The organism is Arthrobacter sp. OV608 (assembly GCA_900110595.1).
In the GTDB taxonomy this organism is placed as follows: domain Bacteria; phylum Actinomycetota; class Actinomycetes; order Actinomycetales; family Micrococcaceae; genus Arthrobacter.
The window spans coordinates 17,898-33,823 of the sequence record FOEZ01000023.1; the positions used below are offsets into that span (position 1 = coordinate 17,898).

A 15,926-nucleotide genomic window follows, 5' to 3' on the forward strand; every position below is an offset into this window, starting at 1 on the left:
GCGCTTACAAATTTGGCTGGCAACTGTTTTTTCTTCAGCCCTCTTTGTGACGCAAGTCTCGCTATGTCGGTCCCGGAAGTGCTAAGAGCCGGAGGAACCGCCGGGGCGGAGCACGTAGTGGCGGAGGAAGGCGCTGACATCCACCATTTCCGTTTTAGACATGGCGTGGCCCATACCCGGATAGGTCCTGGCGGTGAGAAGCGTGTTCGCCTGGAGCCACTCCTCGGTGTACGCCACCGCGTCGTCGTTGATCACCAGGTCCGCCTTATCCCGCCCCCAGAAGAAGGGCGGCGGGGCATCAAAGGACTCGGTGAGCGAGAGGAGTTCGTTTTCGAGAACAAAGCCGGACAGGCCCACAACGGCAGGGTAGTCCTTGGGATGAAGGCGCAGCAGGGTGCTGGCCATGGCCATGCCTTGGGAATAGCCGAGCAGGCTGACGCTGGTGTGCTCGCCCTTGACGCTGTTAATCCAGGTTTGGACGGCATTGGCTGCCTTGATCACGTCAGCGAAGTCGTTAGCCAGGAAGTAGTCCAGCAGGAACCAGCCGTAATGGTCGCCAATGTTCATGGGAGCCCGGAGTGCTGCGCACGTGAATTCGGCCGGCAGATACTCAAACAGCCGGACCATCCGGGACTCGTCGGTGCCGTAGCCGTGCATCATCACCAGCAACGGAGTGCCCGCCCGCTCGCCCTCCGGCTTTGACCACACCACTGTTTCCATCGGACCAGCCTAGCGAGGCGGAATGGCAAGCAGCCTGAAGCCGTGCCGCACCGGCGGAGCGAAGCTGTTAAGCGGCATGCGGCAGCCGTCCATCCATCCAAAGTGGACCGGCCGGTCATACCAAGGGCGCCAGGGACAGGAGAAGGGCCCGGAAAGGCAACGGGAATCACACCAGCACCAACCGCATCAGCGCCGAAAGCCCCGTTCGAACCATTGAATACCGCTCCACGGAGCTGTAGCGTGACGCTTGACAGCATGCTTAGCAATTCCCGCGGGGCCAGGAAAGTGCCCCCACTCACAACAGGAGCACCATATGAGAATCGGATCCTCCATCTTCCTCATCGCCCTCGGCGCCATTCTCGCCTGGGCGGTTGCTCCCGGCCTTATCCCCTTTGTGGATCAGGTGCTCATCGGCTACATCCTGATGGTGGTGGGTGTGATCGGACTCATCGCTTCGCTGATCCTGGCCTCCCCCGGCCGCAGCCGCCGCGTCAGCGAATCGCGCTCGGTAGTGGATCCGAATACGGGCGAGCGCATCACCAGGAACGAAAGCCGGGACGGCGGTCTCTAACCAGCCCCCAACACGTACAACCCGGGAAGCCGGGCGGAACCACTGCGAACTGGTCCCGCCCGGCATTTTTGTTTCCCCAAAACGGTTCGCATCCCCTGGGGAGCCTTCGGCCGAGGGCCTTTCGGCTTCCAACCTTGGGCCTGGATTTTGTTTCATGTTGGTTTCCATTGACAAACCAACAGAAGCAAAGATAAAGTCAAGTAACTCAACATCATGTGATGCCAGTCACTGACAGCAAGCCTTACGCAACGGAGGGTACGTGTTCGCCGAGGAGCGCCAGCAACAGATTGCCGAGCTTGTAGCCGGCACCGGCCGGGTCAGCGTGACCCACCTGGCCGAGCGCTTCCGCATCACCACCGAAACCGTCCGCCGCGATCTCGCCACCCTCGAAAACGCAGGTACCGTCCGGCGTGTACACGGTGGCGCCGTGGCCGCGGACCGGTTCAGCACCACCGAGGAAAGCGTCACCGAACGGGCCATCCAGCGGCCGGACCAGAAGATCCGCATCGCCGAAGCCGCCCTGGCCCTCATCCCCCGGACCTCCCCCGGCAGCGTCCTGATCGACGGCGGAACCACCACCGAAGTACTGGCAGACCTGCTCGCCAGGCGTACCGCCGTCGAACCTTCCGACGGAACAGGACCCAGGGCCGATCTGGTGGCCGTCACGCACGCCCTTCCAATTGCCAGCAGGCTTTCCAGCATTCCCGGAATCGCCCTCGACATCCTGGGCGGACGCGTCCGCGGAATCACGCAGGTGGCCGTCGGCCAGTCAACCGTGGAAGCCGCCGGCAGGATCCGGCCGGATATCGCCTTCATCGGCACCAACGGCATCCACGCATCCTTTGGCCTCAGCACTCCCGACCCCGAGGAAGCCGCCGTCAAGGCAGCTTTCGTCCATTCGGCCCGCCGCATCGTGGTGTTGGCCGACTCCTCCAAGCTGGACACGGAAACCCTGGTCCAGTTCGCCTCCCTGAAAGATCTGGACACCTTGATTACAGACAGCGAACCCGGCCCGGAACTCGCAGCCGCCCTTGAGGACGCCGGCGTGGACGTGGTGATCGCATGATCGTCACCTTCACGGCCAACCCGAGCCTGGACCGGACGGTGGCCCTTCCCGGCCCGCTCGAACGGGGCGAAGTGCAGCGCGCCGTCTCCGTCAGCCAGGAGTCCGGCGGCAAGGGCGTCAACGTCTCCCGCGCCCTGGTGGCCTCCGGCCTCGAATCCCTTGCGGTCCTCCCCGGCGCGGACAGCGATCCCGTCCTGGCCGGCCTGCGCGAAAGCGGGGTGCCTTTCGTTTCCCTGCCCATCGGTGAGCCCCTGCGAACCAACGTTGCGCTCACCGAACCCGGCGGCGTGACCACCAAGATCAACGAACCAGGCCCCTTGCTGGATGAAAACCAGCAGGAAGCACTGATCAAGCTGCTGGTGGAGAGCGCCCGCGGCGCCAGTTGGGTGGTCCTGGCCGGTTCGCTGCCTCCCGGATTCCCCGCCGACTTCTACGCCACGGCGGCGCGCCGGTTGCGCTCCGCCGCTGATGGAACCGCCCCGCAGATCGCGGTGGATTCCTCGGGCGCCCCTCTTGCCGCCGCCGTCTCCAGCGATAGTCCGTCCGGCGACGGCCTGGCGGGGGCGGGCACTGGTTCGGGAAAACCGGACCTCCTCAAACCCAACGCCGAAGAACTGGCTGAACTGGCTGCCGCAGCCGGTTTCGCTTCACCGGCCACCGCTGACGAACTGGAAGCGGACCCGGCTGCTGCCGCAGCAGCCGCCGCCGCCGTCGTACGCTCCGGTGTGGGTGCTGTGCTGGCAACTCTCGGATCCAAGGGAGCTGTCCTGGTAACGGCCGACGGCGCGTGGCTGGCCACGCACCCGCCGGTCGCCGCGGTCAGTACTGTCGGCGCGGGCGATTCAGCCCTTGCAGGCTACCTGCTCGCCCAAGGCCAGGGCGCCGCCCCGGCCGATTGCCTTCGTCAGGCGGTGGCCCACGGTGCCGCAGCCGCCTCCCTGCCGGGCTCCACGGTCCCGGCAGTTCACCAAACCACCCCGGATGCCGTAACCATCACGGCCCTTCGAAAGGATTGACAGTGACCCAGCTCATCACCACGGAACTGGTCGAGCTCGACCAGAACCTGGGCAATTCCCCCGAGACGGTGATCCGGCACCTGGCAAGCAAAGTAGCTGCCACCGGACGCGCATCAGAAGTCGAAGGCCTCTTCGCCGATGCCTTCGCCCGCGAGCAGAAGACCGCCACGGGCATTCCCGGCGGCATAGCCATCCCGCACTGCCGCTCCGCGGCCGTCACCGAACCCACCCTGGCCATGGCACGCCTGGACCCCAAGGTGGACTTCGGCGCCAAGGACGGCCCGGCGGACCTGGTCTTCTTTATCGCAGCCCCGGACGGCGCGGACCAGGCGCACCTGAAGCTGCTCTCCAAGCTCGCCAGGTCCCTGATCAAAAAGGACTTCACCGCAGCACTGCGCAACGCCACCTCCCGCGAGGAGATCGTTGAGCTGGTGGACGGTGCGCTGGCTGACAAGCCTGCGGCACACGCCGCCGCGCCTGCAGCTGCTGCCGGTGTTGCAGCCGGCGCTGCCGCCAGCGCTTCGGCAGGTTCTTCTTCGGCGGGCTCGGTCTCGACCAGCTCAACCACCGGGGCTTCGGCAGCCCGGGGGCCCAAGCGCCTCGTTGCCGTGACCGCGTGCCCCACCGGCATCGCCCACACCTACATGGCAGCCGACTCCCTCGTCCTGGCCGCACAGGAAGCCGGCGTTGACCTGCAGGTGGAGACCCAGGGTTCCTCCGGCGCCAAGCCGCTGGACCCCGCCGTCATCGCCGCCGCCGACGCCGTGATCTTCGCCGTGGACGTAGACGTACGCGGCAAGGAACGCTTCGCCGGCATGCCCGTCATCAACGCACCTGTCAAGCGTGGCATCGACGAGCCGGCCAAGATGGTCCAGGAGGCCCTCGCCGCCGCCGACAACCCCAACGCCCGCCGTGTCCCGCACTTCGGGGCTGAAGAGCAGGCAGAGCACGATGCAGAGGAAAAGGGCGAGCACATCGGCCAGAAGCTCAAGCGCGCACTGCTCACCGGTGTCAGCTACATGATTCCGTTCGTCGCCGGCGGCGGGCTGCTGATCGCCCTGGGCTTCCTGCTGGGCGGATACAACATCACCAGCGTGGCTGACAAGGTAGTCCTGGCCAACAACTTCGGGAACCTGCCCGAGGGCGGCCTGGCCATTTACCTTGGCGCGGTCCTGTTCAAGATCGGTAACCTGTCCATGGGGTTCCTGGTCCCCGCACTGGCAGGCTACATCGCCTACGCCATCGCTGACCGCCCCGGCATCGCCCCCGGCTTCGTCGCAGGTGCAGTATCCGGATTCATGGGCGCCGGGTTCCTCGGCGGCATCGTGGGCGGCCTGCTGGCCGGCTACATCGCGCACCTCATCGGCACCTGGCAGGTGCCCCGCTGGCTGCGCGGCCTGATGCCCGTGGTGATTATCCCGCTGCTCGCCTCCATCGTTGCCTCCGGCCTGATGTTCCTGGTACTCGGCGGACCCATCGCCGGCCTCACCAAAGCCCTCAACGCCTGGCTCACCGGCATGACCGGCGCCTCCGCCGTGGTCCTGGGCATCATCCTCGGCCTCATGATGTGCTTCGACCTTGGTGGACCCGTCAACAAGGTGGCCTACGCCTTCGCAGTGGCCGGTCTCAGTGCAGGCAGCGCCACCAACCAGGCGCCGTGGCAGATCATGGCGACCGTCATGGCCGCCGGCATGGTGCCCCCGCTGGCGATGGCCCTGGCCACCGTCCTGGACAAGAAGCTCTTCAGCCTGGCCGAGCGTGAAAACGGCAAGGCCGCCTGGCTGCTGGGTGCCTCCTTCATCTCCGAAGGCGCCATCCCGTTTGCTGCTGCAGATCCGCTGCGCGTGATTCCTGCCAGCATGGTGGGCGGCGCCCTCACCGGCGCGCTCTGCATGGCCTTCAACGTCACCTCGCAGGCACCCCATGGCGGCATCTTCGTGTTCTTCGCGATCGGCAACCTGCTGATGTTCGTCCTGTCCATCATCGCCGGAACCATCGTCAGCGCCCTGGCCGTAGTGGCCCTCAAGCGCTGGGCAGCCCCGAAGACCGCTGCTACGGTGGAGACCGTTCCAGCAACCGTCTGACCCTTCCCCACCCACTACCGCTACCCGGCGTCCAACCATCCCGCCGGAAGACAAAGGAGCAAAAATGCCAGAACGCACAGCAACCGTCGCCAGCCGCGTGGGCCTGCACGCCCGTCCCGCCGCCATCTTTGCCGAGGCAGCCGGCGAGTACGACCTGGACATCACCATCGCCCGCGAAGGCGAGCCGGCCGACGAGGCGATGGACGCTGCCAGCATCCTGTCCCTCATGAGCCTGGGCGCCTCCCACGGCGACGTAGTGGTCCTCCGGGCCGAGGGCGACGGCGCTGAGACCGCCCTGGACCACCTGGTCCAGATCCTCGAAACGGATCACGACGCCGAGTAGAAGCCCCGCTGCCACAGGCACCAAAGCCGCGCGGCCGCCGTCGGACTTCCCTTCCCCGGGAGGTGTCCGACGGCGGCTGCCGGCGTTAAGCGGTCCAAGTAGGTAGCGCTAAGTGTCGTTATGAACGTTCATAACGACACTTAGCGCTACTTAGTTGGGCGGGGGTGGGTCAGCCGCGCTCGGACAGCCTCTTGACGTCCGCCACCAGCTTGTCCCACATGCCCTGCGAGTGCTCTGCGGCCTCAGCTGTGGGGTTGTTGTCCTGGGACAGCGTCAGCAGCGTCCGGCCACCCTGGTCCTGCAGCGTCCAGGTGAGCGTGTGGTAGTTTTCCGGCTTGTCCTCCTGGCCCGTGAGCGGACTGAAGTGCGTATACACCAGCCGCCGGCCGGGTTCCACGTCGAGGACCACTCCCTTGTCCTGGTACTCCTTGCCTTCCCAGGTGCCCTGCCAGGTGATGGGTCCGCCGACACTCCAGTCCGTGGCGAGATCGGCGCCGAACATAAACTCCTTCGTGGCCGCCGGATCCGTGATGACGTCCCACACCCGGCCGGGCGGGGCCTCGATGGTGACGGCCGACGCCGCAAGGTAGTCACCGGGCATTGGACTTGGCCTTCTTTGCCGTCAACAGCAGGTACTCCCATTCCATCTGGAACGGGGAATCACCGTGGGCATCGCCGAAGGACTCAGCAAGTTCGGTCAGCGCAGCGTCCAGTTCCTTGACCCTGGCGCTGTCCTCCGCAATGAACTTGTACACGGAGATGGTGGGGCCGTAGTGCGATTTGAAGTAGCGCACGAAATCCTCGGGCTGGTGGAAACTGCGGACGGCCAGGGACTGTTTGCGGGCCTTGACGTCGGTGACCCCGCTGCCAAGCAGTTCGCGTACATGATCCTCGCTCCCCCACAGCGGCGCGGGTTGCGCACCCGGTGGCGGCGGCGGGGCGAACGGCTTCAAGGCGGCGAACATCTTGCCGATGAACCCTTCCGGCGTCCAACTGAGCAGCCCGATGGTGCCGCCCGGTTTGCAGACGCGCAGGAGCTGGTCCGCTGCGGCCTGGTGGTGCGGCGCGAACATCACACCAAGGCAGGACATCACGGTATCGAACTCTTCGTCGCCGAACGGCAGGGCCTCGGCGTCCCCCTCTTTCCATTCCAGCTCAACGCCGCGGTCGGCGGCCTGGTGGCGGCCGGCGTCGAACAGCTCCGGGGTGAGGTCGCTCGCTACTACCTTCGCCCCCATCATCGCGGCGGGGATGGCGGCGTTCCCAGCGCCGGCGGCCACGTCCAAGACGCGGTGGCGGGACGTGATGCCGCAGGCTTCAACGAGGATCGCCCCCAGCTCAGGGAGCAGCTCACTCGCGAGCGCAGGGTAGTCCCCAGAGGCCCACATGGCGCGGTGCTTTTGCTTGAGCGCCCGGTCCGCTTCCAGAACATCAGCCTGTTCAGTCATGACTGTGCCTCCCTACTGTGAATGTTCCCAGTGAGTAACAGCGCGCTGCCGGCACAGCGGAGGCTGTGATGCGACTCATTGTGGACGCGCCCGCCTTCGCTGTAAAGGGACAGCTGAAACGGGCACTGCGCCAGGGGCAACGAACGGGAACACCCGCTATCGCAAAGCCGGAACGCTCAGTAGTTTCATAGCTATGGCACGCACCCAGGTAGCGCTCCTGGCGGGACCGCGATGGTCACGCCGGCTTGCGGGCCCTGGTACTGGTTGCCTTGCCGGCAGCGGTTTTCGCGGCAGGCTTGTCGGCAGTTTTGCTGGCTGTGGACTTAGCGGTCGATTTGGTGGCCGTGGATTTGGTGGTACCGGTCTTGGCAGTGGACTTGCTGTCCGTGGACTTGGCGGTGGTCCTGCTCGCGGTGGCTCTGCTCGCGGTGGTCTTGCCGGCCGTGGACTTGGTCTCAGCGGACTTGCTTTCCGTCGCTTTGCCGGCCGCAGCCCGCTTGCGCGCCGGCTTGGCAGCAGCCTCTTCGTCGTCCTCGGATTCCGTGGAGCCGGCTGTGTCGTCGGAGTCGCCGGCAGCAGTTCCAGCCCCTCCCCCGCGCTTCCGGTCCAGGCTCCGCTTCAGCGCCTCCATCAGGTCAATGACCTCACCCTTGCCGCCTTCACCGGCCTCCACACCAAAGGTCTCGTCGGTGTCCAGTGCATCGCCCTGCTCGAGTTTGGCCTCGATGAGCTGGCGCAGCTGCACCTGGTAGTCGTCGGTGAAGTGTTCGGGGTCGAAATCGGCGGCCATGGATTCCACCAGGGCCGCGGACATGTCCCGCTCCTGCGGAGAGATCTTGATGGATACGTCCAGCGAAGGGAAGTTCGCTTCGCGCACCTCGTCCGGCCAGAGCAGGGACTGCAGCACCAGGACGTCGTCCTTAATGCGGAGCGCCCCCAGCCTGGTCTTCTCGCGCAGGGCGAACTGGACGATGGCCACCCTGTCCGTGTCCTCGAGCGCGCGCCTGAGCAGCACGTAGGCCTTGGGCGATTTGGAGTCCGGCTCCAGGTAGTAGCTCTTCTCGAACATCATGGGTTCAAGCTGCTCGGACGGGACGAACTGGACCACTTCGATCTCGTGGCTGTTCTCGGCTGGAATGGCCTTGAGCTCGTCCTTGGAGAGGACCACGGTCTTGCCGTCCTCCTCGTAGGCCTTCTCGATGTCCGAGTAATCGATGACCTGGCTGCACACCTCGCACCTGCGCTGGTAGCGGATCCGGCCGCCGTCGGCGTTGTGGACCTGGTGCAGACTGATGTCATGATCTTCGGTTGCGCTGTAGACCTTCACGGGTACGTTGACCAGGCCAAACGCGATGGCACCTTTCCAGATGGCTCTCATTCCCTAAGTCAACAGCAAGGAGCGCCGGAGGTGAAGACCTGTGGCCGCCGCTAAGGAGCGTGTCCGGGTTGCCGGCAGGGAAATGACCCTCACCAACCTGGGCAAGGTCATCTATCCGGAGACCGGCACCACCAAGGCGGACATCCTTGCCTACTACGCCGCCGTGGCACACGTCCTGATCCCCGCCGCAGCCAACCGGCCGGCCACCCGGAAAAGGTGGGTCAACGGCGTTGGAACGGAAGAAAAGCCCGGTGAGGTCTTCTTCCAGAAAAACCTGGAAGACTCCGCCCCCGGCTGGCTTCCCCGTGCGGCCATCACCCACAAGGACCGGACCATCCACTACCCCATGGTGAATGATCCCGCCACGCTGACCTGGTTCGGGCAGATCAACTCCCTGGAAATCCACGTCCCCCAGTGGCAGGTGGATTCGCACGGCAACCAGCTGAATCCGGACCGGCTGGTCCTGGACCTCGACCCCGGCACGGGCGCCGGACTCGAGGAGTGCGTGGAAGTCGCATTGCTGGCACGCGGCATCCTCGAGGATGTGGGACTGGACCCGGTCCCGGTGACCAGCGGCAGCAAGGGCATCCACCTCTACGCCGCTCTTGACCGGAGCCAGACCTCTGACCAAATCTCCGCGTTCGCCCGCGAACTGGCCCGCGCCCTGGAAGCGGACCATCCGGACCTGGCCGTCAGTGACATGAAAAAAACACTGCGCAAGGGCAAGGTGCTGGTGGACTGGAGCCAGAACAACGCGGCCAAAACCACCATCGTGCCGTATTCGCTGCGCGGCCGGCCCACTCCGATGGTGGCCGCTCCCCGGACGTGGGAGGAGATCGGTTCGCCGGGACTGAAGCATCTGGACTACCAGGCCGTGCTGCGCCGGGTGCAGGACGGCACTGACCCGTTTGCCGCCGTCGTCCGCGCCTCGAATTTCCGCGCCTCGGACCAAAGCATGGACGTACCGGACAAGCATCACGACGGCGACCCGCGCCTGGGCAAGTACCGCTCCATGCGTGATCCCAAGGCCACGCCGGAACCGTTCAGCGGCATGGCCGGCAGCGGGGACGCGTTTGTTATCCAGGAGCACCATGCCAGCCGGCTCCACTTCGACCTCCGGCTGGAGCACGACGGCGTCCTGGTGTCCTGGGCGCTGCCGAAAGGCGTCCCTGAAAGCGGAGGCAAGAACCATCTGGCGGTCCAGACAGAGGACCATCCGATGGACTACCTCACCTTTCACGGGACCATCCCCAAGGGCGAATACGGTGCTGGCGAAATGACCATTTGGGATCAGGGAACCTATGAACTGCACAAGTGGATCAATGGGCGGGAAGTGATTGTTACCCTGCACGGTTCCGAGGGCGGCGGCCTGGGCGGGACGAAGAAGGTGGCTCTCATCCATACCGGCCGCGGCCAGGGCAAGGATGCCGAAGGCCAGTGGCTGATCCACCTCATGGACAAAGACCGGCCGAGCACCCGGCACCGGCCTGCCGCCGTGCCGGAGGAGCCGGAGGAGGGGGACGAAGAGCCGGACCATGAGCAGACTGCGGCCAGCCCGGAGGGTGGGGCAGGGGAAGTTGCGGAGGAGTCCGTTGTGGAGCCGGACAGCGAATCCGGGCAGCCCGGTGAAAAAGCCCCCGCCGCTGCAGCATCACCTGAAGATTTCAGCCCGATGATGGCTACGTCCGGGAAAGCAGCGGACCTGCAGGGCAGCAACTGGCAGTTCGAGCTCAAGTGGGACGGGGTGCGCGCCATCCTCGTGGCCGACGAACAGACCATTCGTATCTTCAGCCGCAACGGGAACGACGTCACCAGGACCTACCCCGAGTTTACGGACAGGGGCTGCTGGCCGCCCCAGCCGTTCGTCGCCGACGGCGAGATTATCGCCGTCGGACCTTCCGGCCGGCCTGACTTCGGCCAGCTGCAAGGCCGCATGAAGCTCACCCGGCCCGCCGACGTCGCCAAAGCCCGCAGGGCCATCCCGGTCCGGCTGATGCTTTTCGATCTGCTGAACGACGGCGGCACGGACCTTCGCACGCTGCCCCTCGCCAGGCGGCGCGCCCGGCTGGAGCAATTCTTCAGTCCTTCGGACTGCCCGGTGGACCTGTCGATGGTCCTCGATGAGCCGGTGGAACACATCCTCGAGAGCGCGCGGGAACTTGGCCTCGAAGGCGTGATGGCCAAACGCACCGACAGCCGCTACGTCAGCGGACAGCGGACCCGCACGTGGATCAAGCTCAAGCTCGACCAGACCCAGGAAGTGGTGGTGGGCGGCTGGCGGCCCGGGAAAGGCGCCCGTGCGGGGTCGGTTGGATCGCTGCTGGTGGGCATCCCGGACGGGCAGAACCTGCGCTATGTGGGCAGGGTGGGCAGCGGTTTCAGCTGGCGTGAACTCACCGAGCTCCGGCAAACCGTGGACCGGCTGGCCCGGAAAACGTCGCCCTTCCAGGACGTCCCCCGTGAAGATGCTGCCGATGCCCGGTGGGTCAGTCCCCGCTTGGTGGGTGAGGTGACCTACAGCGAGTGGACCGGGACCGGGCGTCTAAGGCACCCCGTATGGCGCGGCTGGCGGCTGGACAAGGACCCGGAAGAGGTTGTGCCGGAAGCGTAAGTCCGCGCCGCGATCCGCATTCCAGGACACCGAAACGGCCGGGCGACCCGCATTCCAGGACACCGAAACGGCCGGGCGACCCCGAAATGTGGGTGCCGCCCGGCCGTTTCCCGTCATGGACGTGTGTCCTAAACGCGCGTGCTCCTAGGACGAGTGCGGCATCTGCGGCCGGCTGGTGCGGTGGACCGCCGTCACGGCTGCCCCCTGCCCCATGCGTCCGTGACCGGCCCCGCGTTCCTTGGGGTGCCGCCGCTTCCCGTTGCCATCTGGCCAGGAGCCCGCTGCACCTGAGTCCATGGAGACGGCCGGAACCGCTGCGCTTGGCATATCGGGGGCTTTCATTGCCTCCGCCAGGTGGTCAGCGACTTCAGGCGCCAGGTTTTTTCGGGTGATTTCGTCAGCCATTTGTTCTTCCTTTCCGCGATGAAATGAAGTGTTACCAAAGTGGGGCCCGGCAAGGCCCGTGCGACTGTGGGTGGCCGGCAACCGCCAGGCCGCAGGCGTCCGCCTGCCCTAAGAAAGTGTTCCCATGGCACCACCTTAGGGAACCGCCGGGCACCTGTGAACCCCCGCCATGAAGCGGCCTCCGTAAGGCCGTGGGCGGCGTCACAATTCGCTTCCCGGAGCGTGCTAAAAGCAGCCCGCCGGGGCACTATCGGGAAAAAATTCGGTAACGATTGCCTTGTACCGTGCCGATCCCAGTGCTGGCGCGGGAAAAGCAGGGAAAAGATCTCAGTGAAGTCGCCATGAAAAGTGCCGAAAGGGGTTGATCCTACGGGATTAAACCGGCGGGCGCCATGGGTTTCGCGTAAAATTGAAGGCCTGCCCGGAGCGGGGCAGCTATAAGTCGCAAGCAAATGACCTCCACAGGAGTTGCCCAAATGCCCACAGACCGAAGCATCACCGACTCTTCCGCAGGCACGTACAGCGCCTCCGGAACCAACCCAGCAACACCCCCGGGCACCCCACCCGCGGCTGCCAAAGCACCACGGAAGCCGGTAAAACTCGGGCGCCGCCGGCTCAAGGAGTCGGACGTCAACGTGGTGAACCAGCCCATGCTCAAGAAAGCACTGGGCGGAACCATCGTGGGCAACACGATGGAGTGGTACGACGTAGGCGTTTTCGGCTACCTCATCACCACCATGGGGCCGGTCTTCCTGCCGGAATCCGATCCCACCACCCAGACGCTGTTCCTGCTCGGAACTTTTGCCGCAACGTTTATCGCCCGCCCGCTCGGCGGCGTGATCTTCGGCTGGCTTGGCGACAAGGTGGGCCGGCAGAAGATCCTCGCCACCACACTGATGATCATGGCAGCCAGCACGTTCGCCATCGGACTCCTCCCCGGCTACGCGCAGATCGGACTCTGGGCCGCAGGCCTCCTGGTCCTGCTGAAGATCGTCCAAGGCTTCTCCACCGGCGGTGAATACGCCGGCGCCACCACCTTCGTCAGCGAATACGCCCCGGACAAGCGCCGCGGCTTCTTCGCCAGCTTCCTGGATATGGGCAGCTACTTCGGCTTTGCCCTGGGCGCAGCGCTGGTCTCTGTGCTGCAGCTGACCCTGGGCCAGGGTGTGATGGAGGAGTGGGGCTGGCGCATCCCGTTCCTGGTGGCCGGTCCGATGGGCCTGATCGCCATCTACTTCCGGAGCAAGATCGAGGAATCCCCTCAATTCCAGGCCACCTTGGACGCGCAGGAAGACCTCGCCAAGCACGCCGCCGCAACTGACGTGGCAACGGCAAAGGGCCCCGTAGGAATCGTGAAGGCCTACTGGCGCTCGATCATTGTGGCGATGGTCCTGGTGGCCGCCGCCAACACCGCCGGCTATGCGCTGACGTCCTACATGCCGACCTACCTCACCGAGGCCAAGGGCTACGACGAGGTGCACGGCACGCTGCTGACCATCCCCGTCCTGGTGGTGATGAGCCTCTGCATCCCGCTGACCGGCAAGCTGTCCGACCGGATCGGCCGCCGGCCCGTGCTGTGGATCGGTGCGCTGAGCACAGTTGTCCTGGCCGCGCCGGCCTTTATGCTGATCGGCGTCGGCGAGATCTGGTCCACGCTGGCCGGCCTTGCACTCATCGCGTTCCCCGTGACCTTCTACGTGGCCAACCTGGCTTCGGCCCTTCCGGCCCAGTTCCCTACGTCCAGCCGCTACGGCGCCATGGGTATTGCCTACAACTTCTCGGTGGCCATCTTCGGCGGCACCACCCCGTTCATCGTGGCAGCCCTGATCAGCGCCACCGGCAACGACATGATGCCTGCCTACTACCTCATGGGCACCTCGCTGGTGGGCGCCGTGGCCATCTACTTCCTGAAGGAATCGGCCCAGCGTCCCCTCCCCGGCTCCATGCCCAGCGTGGACACCCAGGCTGAGGCCCGCGAACTGGTGGCCACCCAGGACGAGAACCCGCTGATCGACCTGGACGAGCTCCCGTTCGAGACCCAGGACATTACCGATTCCAGCGCCGACAAGGTTCCAGCCAAGGTCTAGCGGCCCAGGTTTAGCCAACCAGGTCTAGCGGCCCAGGTTTAGCCAACCAGGTTTAGCCATCCGGGCTGGCAGAGTCCGGACCGGGCAGACCAGCAGCCCACGCTCCCAAGGCCCGTCCAGCGCAGCTTCCACAAGAAGAGCGCGGGGCGGGCCTTTGCCGTGCCGCCGCCCATGTCGTTTTATTTCCCCGCAAGGCTCCAGGACATGCCGTCCGGCGGGGTCCGGTGATACTTTCCAAAGGGACCTTGAAGGGGATCCGGGGTATAGGCAGGGACGGTGCGGCATGAAGCTTCTGATGGAGCAGGTGCGTGCCCTCCACCGGCTGGAACCCGCAAACCGGGACCACCTCGCCGCCCTTCGCGTGGCCATCAGTGTCGCCGTCCCCTCGCTCCTGCTCCTGGCCGTGGGCCGGACCGACCTCATCATGTACGCCGTCTTTGGCGCCTTGACCGGGATGTACGGGCGCTCGGAGCCGCACCAGCTCCGCTTCCTGCACCAGTGCCAGGCCGCGGTGGTCCTGTTGGGCGGCGTGACTGCCGGCCTCTTGCTGTCCGTCAACCACCTGCAGTCCTGGTGGCTTGTGGGCGTGGAAGCTGTCCTCGCCGGGGTGGGATCCGTCTTCGCCGACAGGGTGCGGCTCAAGCCGAACGGCCCATTCTTTGGCATCCTGGCGCTTGGAGCGTGTGCCTCGGTCCCGGTGCCGGTTCCCTGGTACCTGGCCCTGCTCGTTGCGGCAGGGGCTGCTGCTTTTTCCTTGCTGGTGGGTTTCGGCGGCTGGGTCCGGCACAGATCCTGGCACCGGGGTGCCGCCCGGGCGGCGGCCGCCCTGCAGCCCGCCGGCCGGCGCGAGGTGCTGGTGCACGCCACCCGGTACGTGCTCGCCGTTGGGGCTGCCGGTACCGTGGGTGTCCTCAGCGGCAGTGGCCACCCGCACTGGGCGATGGCCGCCGCAGCCGTTCCCCTCGCCGGCGCCGACCTGCCCAGCAGCGTCCGGCGGGGCATCCACCGCATCGTGGGAACGTTCGTGGGACTGGCCGTGACCGCCGTCGTCCTTATTCCCGGGCCGTGGACCCTGGCGGGCCTGTTCCCGGGGCAGCAGGCCGTGCTGCTGGCCGTCCTGGTGATCCTGTTCCAGTTCACCACCGAGCTGTTTATGGCCCGCCACTACGGGCTGGCCATGGTTTCCTTTACGCCGGTGATCCTGCTGATGACCCAGCTTGCCGCACCCATCGACCCCGCGGTCCTGATCCTGGAACGCGGTGTGGAGACCCTGGTGGGCGCGCTGGTGGGCATTGCGGTGGTGGTAGCGGTGCGGCGGGCAGGGTCACGGACCGTTGCTGCCCTCCTTGGGCTTCCGCGGAGGGCCCGCCACTAGTTTCGCCGGGGCTATCCGTGCCAGCGCAGCGACCAGTTTGTAGCGTTTGGTGGGGATGGAAACGGCTTTGCCCCTGGCATTGTCCGCCAGCCCCTCCCGGACCACGCGCCCCGGACGCAGCCAGGTCCACGATGGAACCACGGACTTGTCCATGCCCATGCGCTCATGGAATTCCGTGTGGACAAAGCCGGGGCAGACCGCCGTAACTTTCACGCCCCGGGCACCGTAGGCGAGGTTGGCCCACCGGCTGAAGCTCAGCATCCACGCCTTCGCCGCGGAATACGTGCCCCGCGGCAGGAACGCGGCGATGCTGGCCACGTTGATGATCCGTCCCTCGCCACGGTCCAGCATGCCCTTCAGGGCGGCATGCGCCAGCACCATGGACGTTTCCACATGCAGCTTCAGGTGCAGTTTCTCCTCGGAGACGGGGTTGTCCTCGAAGTTGTGCAGCAGCCCGATGCCGGCGTTGTTGACCAGGATTCCCACCGGCCGCCGGGCATCGGACAAGCGTCCGACGACGGCGGCAACGTCTGCATCGTCCGTCAGGTCCGCGGGCAGCACCTCAGCCGTGATTCCGTAACGCCGTTCCAGGCCCGCCGCCGTTTCCTCGAGGCGGGCCCGGTCCCGCGCCACCAGCACCAGGTTGTGGCCCTGTTCCGCCAACTGCCGTGCGAACTCCGCACCCAGGCCTGCACTGGCACCGGTGACCAGGGCTGTAGTTCCGGAAATCGAAGTGATATCTGAGGTCATGGTGCCAGCCTAGCCGTGCACCTGGCGCCTTTTGCCAGTCCTTCTTCCGTCGCCTTACCCGCCGAACCGGGT

General features: G+C 65.8%; 14 protein-coding genes. 8 read left to right on the plus strand and 6 right to left on the minus strand.

Translation table 11 applies throughout. The features are described 5' to 3' along the window. Positions 1 to 81: 81 nt before the first annotated feature. On the minus strand, positions 82 to 720 hold the full coding sequence (locus BMX78_RS20080; RefSeq protein WP_091423572.1) for an alpha/beta hydrolase: 639 nt from the start codon (positions 718 to 720) through the stop codon (positions 82 to 84). Between the two features lie 313 nt (positions 721 to 1,033). Here BMX78_RS20080 and BMX78_RS20085 point away from each other — a divergent pair, with 313 nt between their 5' ends. The 5 genes from BMX78_RS20085 to BMX78_RS20105 all read left to right on the plus strand — a co-directional run bounded on the left by BMX78_RS20085 (position 1,034) and on the right by BMX78_RS20105 (position 5,800). Next, positions 1,034 to 1,291, plus strand: a complete 258-nt coding sequence (locus tag BMX78_RS20085) for a DUF6458 family protein (protein ID WP_091423573.1) — start codon at positions 1,034 to 1,036, stop codon at positions 1,289 to 1,291. A 259-nt stretch (positions 1,292 to 1,550) separates the two neighbouring features. Continuing rightward, positions 1,551 to 2,357 (plus strand): DeoR/GlpR family DNA-binding transcription regulator, encoded by an 807-nt coding sequence (locus BMX78_RS20090; RefSeq protein WP_091423575.1) that lies wholly within the window; start codon positions 1,551 to 1,553, stop codon positions 2,355 to 2,357. Next, entirely contained in the window at positions 2,354 to 3,373 is a 1,020-nt protein-coding gene (locus BMX78_RS20095; protein WP_091423577.1) for a 1-phosphofructokinase family hexose kinase, read from the plus strand. Before BMX78_RS20090 ends, BMX78_RS20095 begins: the two co-directional genes overlap by 4 nt. A gap of 2 nt (positions 3,374 to 3,375) precedes the next feature. Beyond that, on the plus strand, positions 3,376 to 5,457 hold the full coding sequence (locus BMX78_RS20100; protein ID WP_091423579.1) for a PTS fructose transporter subunit IIABC: 2,082 nt from the start codon (positions 3,376 to 3,378) through the stop codon (positions 5,455 to 5,457). 64 nt (positions 5,458 to 5,521) lie between these two features. After that, entirely contained in the window at positions 5,522 to 5,800 is a 279-nt protein-coding gene (locus BMX78_RS20105; protein ID WP_091423580.1) for an HPr family phosphocarrier protein, read from the plus strand. Between the two features lie 169 nt (positions 5,801 to 5,969). Here the strand turns inward: BMX78_RS20105 and BMX78_RS20110 are convergent, their stop codons facing one another. The 3 genes from BMX78_RS20110 to ku all read right to left on the minus strand — a co-directional run bounded on the left by BMX78_RS20110 (position 5,970) and on the right by ku (position 8,626). Continuing rightward, complete coding sequence (locus BMX78_RS20110) at positions 5,970 to 6,401, minus strand: SRPBCC family protein (protein WP_091423582.1); 432 nt, start codon at positions 6,399 to 6,401, stop codon at positions 5,970 to 5,972. Further along, on the minus strand, positions 6,391 to 7,248 hold the full coding sequence (locus BMX78_RS20115) for a class I SAM-dependent methyltransferase (protein ID WP_091423584.1): 858 nt from the start codon (positions 7,246 to 7,248) through the stop codon (positions 6,391 to 6,393). The genes BMX78_RS20110 and BMX78_RS20115 overlap by 11 nt, the downstream gene beginning before the upstream one ends. 235 nt (positions 7,249 to 7,483) lie before the next feature. Beyond that, entirely contained in the window at positions 7,484 to 8,626 is a 1,143-nt protein-coding gene (gene ku, locus BMX78_RS20120; protein ID WP_091423585.1) for a non-homologous end joining protein Ku, read from the minus strand. A gap of 82 nt (positions 8,627 to 8,708) precedes the next feature. Here ku and BMX78_RS20125 point away from each other — a divergent pair, with 82 nt between their 5' ends. Beyond that, positions 8,709 to 11,237, plus strand: coding sequence for an ATP-dependent DNA ligase (locus BMX78_RS20125; RefSeq protein WP_502686316.1), 2,529 nt, complete (start codon positions 8,709 to 8,711; stop codon positions 11,235 to 11,237). 144 nt (positions 11,238 to 11,381) lie between these two features. Here the strand turns inward: BMX78_RS20125 and BMX78_RS20130 are convergent, their stop codons facing one another. Beyond that, positions 11,382 to 11,642 (minus strand): hypothetical protein, encoded by a 261-nt coding sequence (locus tag BMX78_RS20130; RefSeq protein ID WP_091423589.1) that lies wholly within the window; start codon positions 11,640 to 11,642, stop codon positions 11,382 to 11,384. 476 nt (positions 11,643 to 12,118) lie between these two features. Between BMX78_RS20130 and BMX78_RS20135 the strand changes: the two genes are divergently transcribed. Both BMX78_RS20135 and BMX78_RS20140 read left to right on the plus strand, forming a co-directional pair. Further along, on the plus strand, positions 12,119 to 13,729 hold the full coding sequence (locus BMX78_RS20135; protein ID WP_091423590.1) for an MFS transporter: 1,611 nt from the start codon (positions 12,119 to 12,121) through the stop codon (positions 13,727 to 13,729). A 283-nt stretch (positions 13,730 to 14,012) separates the two neighbouring features. Beyond that, entirely contained in the window at positions 14,013 to 15,104 is a 1,092-nt protein-coding gene (locus tag BMX78_RS20140) for an FUSC family protein (RefSeq protein WP_091423592.1), read from the plus strand. Here BMX78_RS20140 and BMX78_RS20145 read toward each other — a convergent pair. Next, positions 15,054 to 15,854, minus strand: coding sequence for an SDR family NAD(P)-dependent oxidoreductase (locus BMX78_RS20145; protein WP_091423594.1), 801 nt, complete (start codon positions 15,852 to 15,854; stop codon positions 15,054 to 15,056). The two genes, BMX78_RS20140 and BMX78_RS20145, sit on opposite strands and share 51 nt — an antisense overlap. Between the last annotated feature and the right edge of the window lie 72 nt (positions 15,855 to 15,926).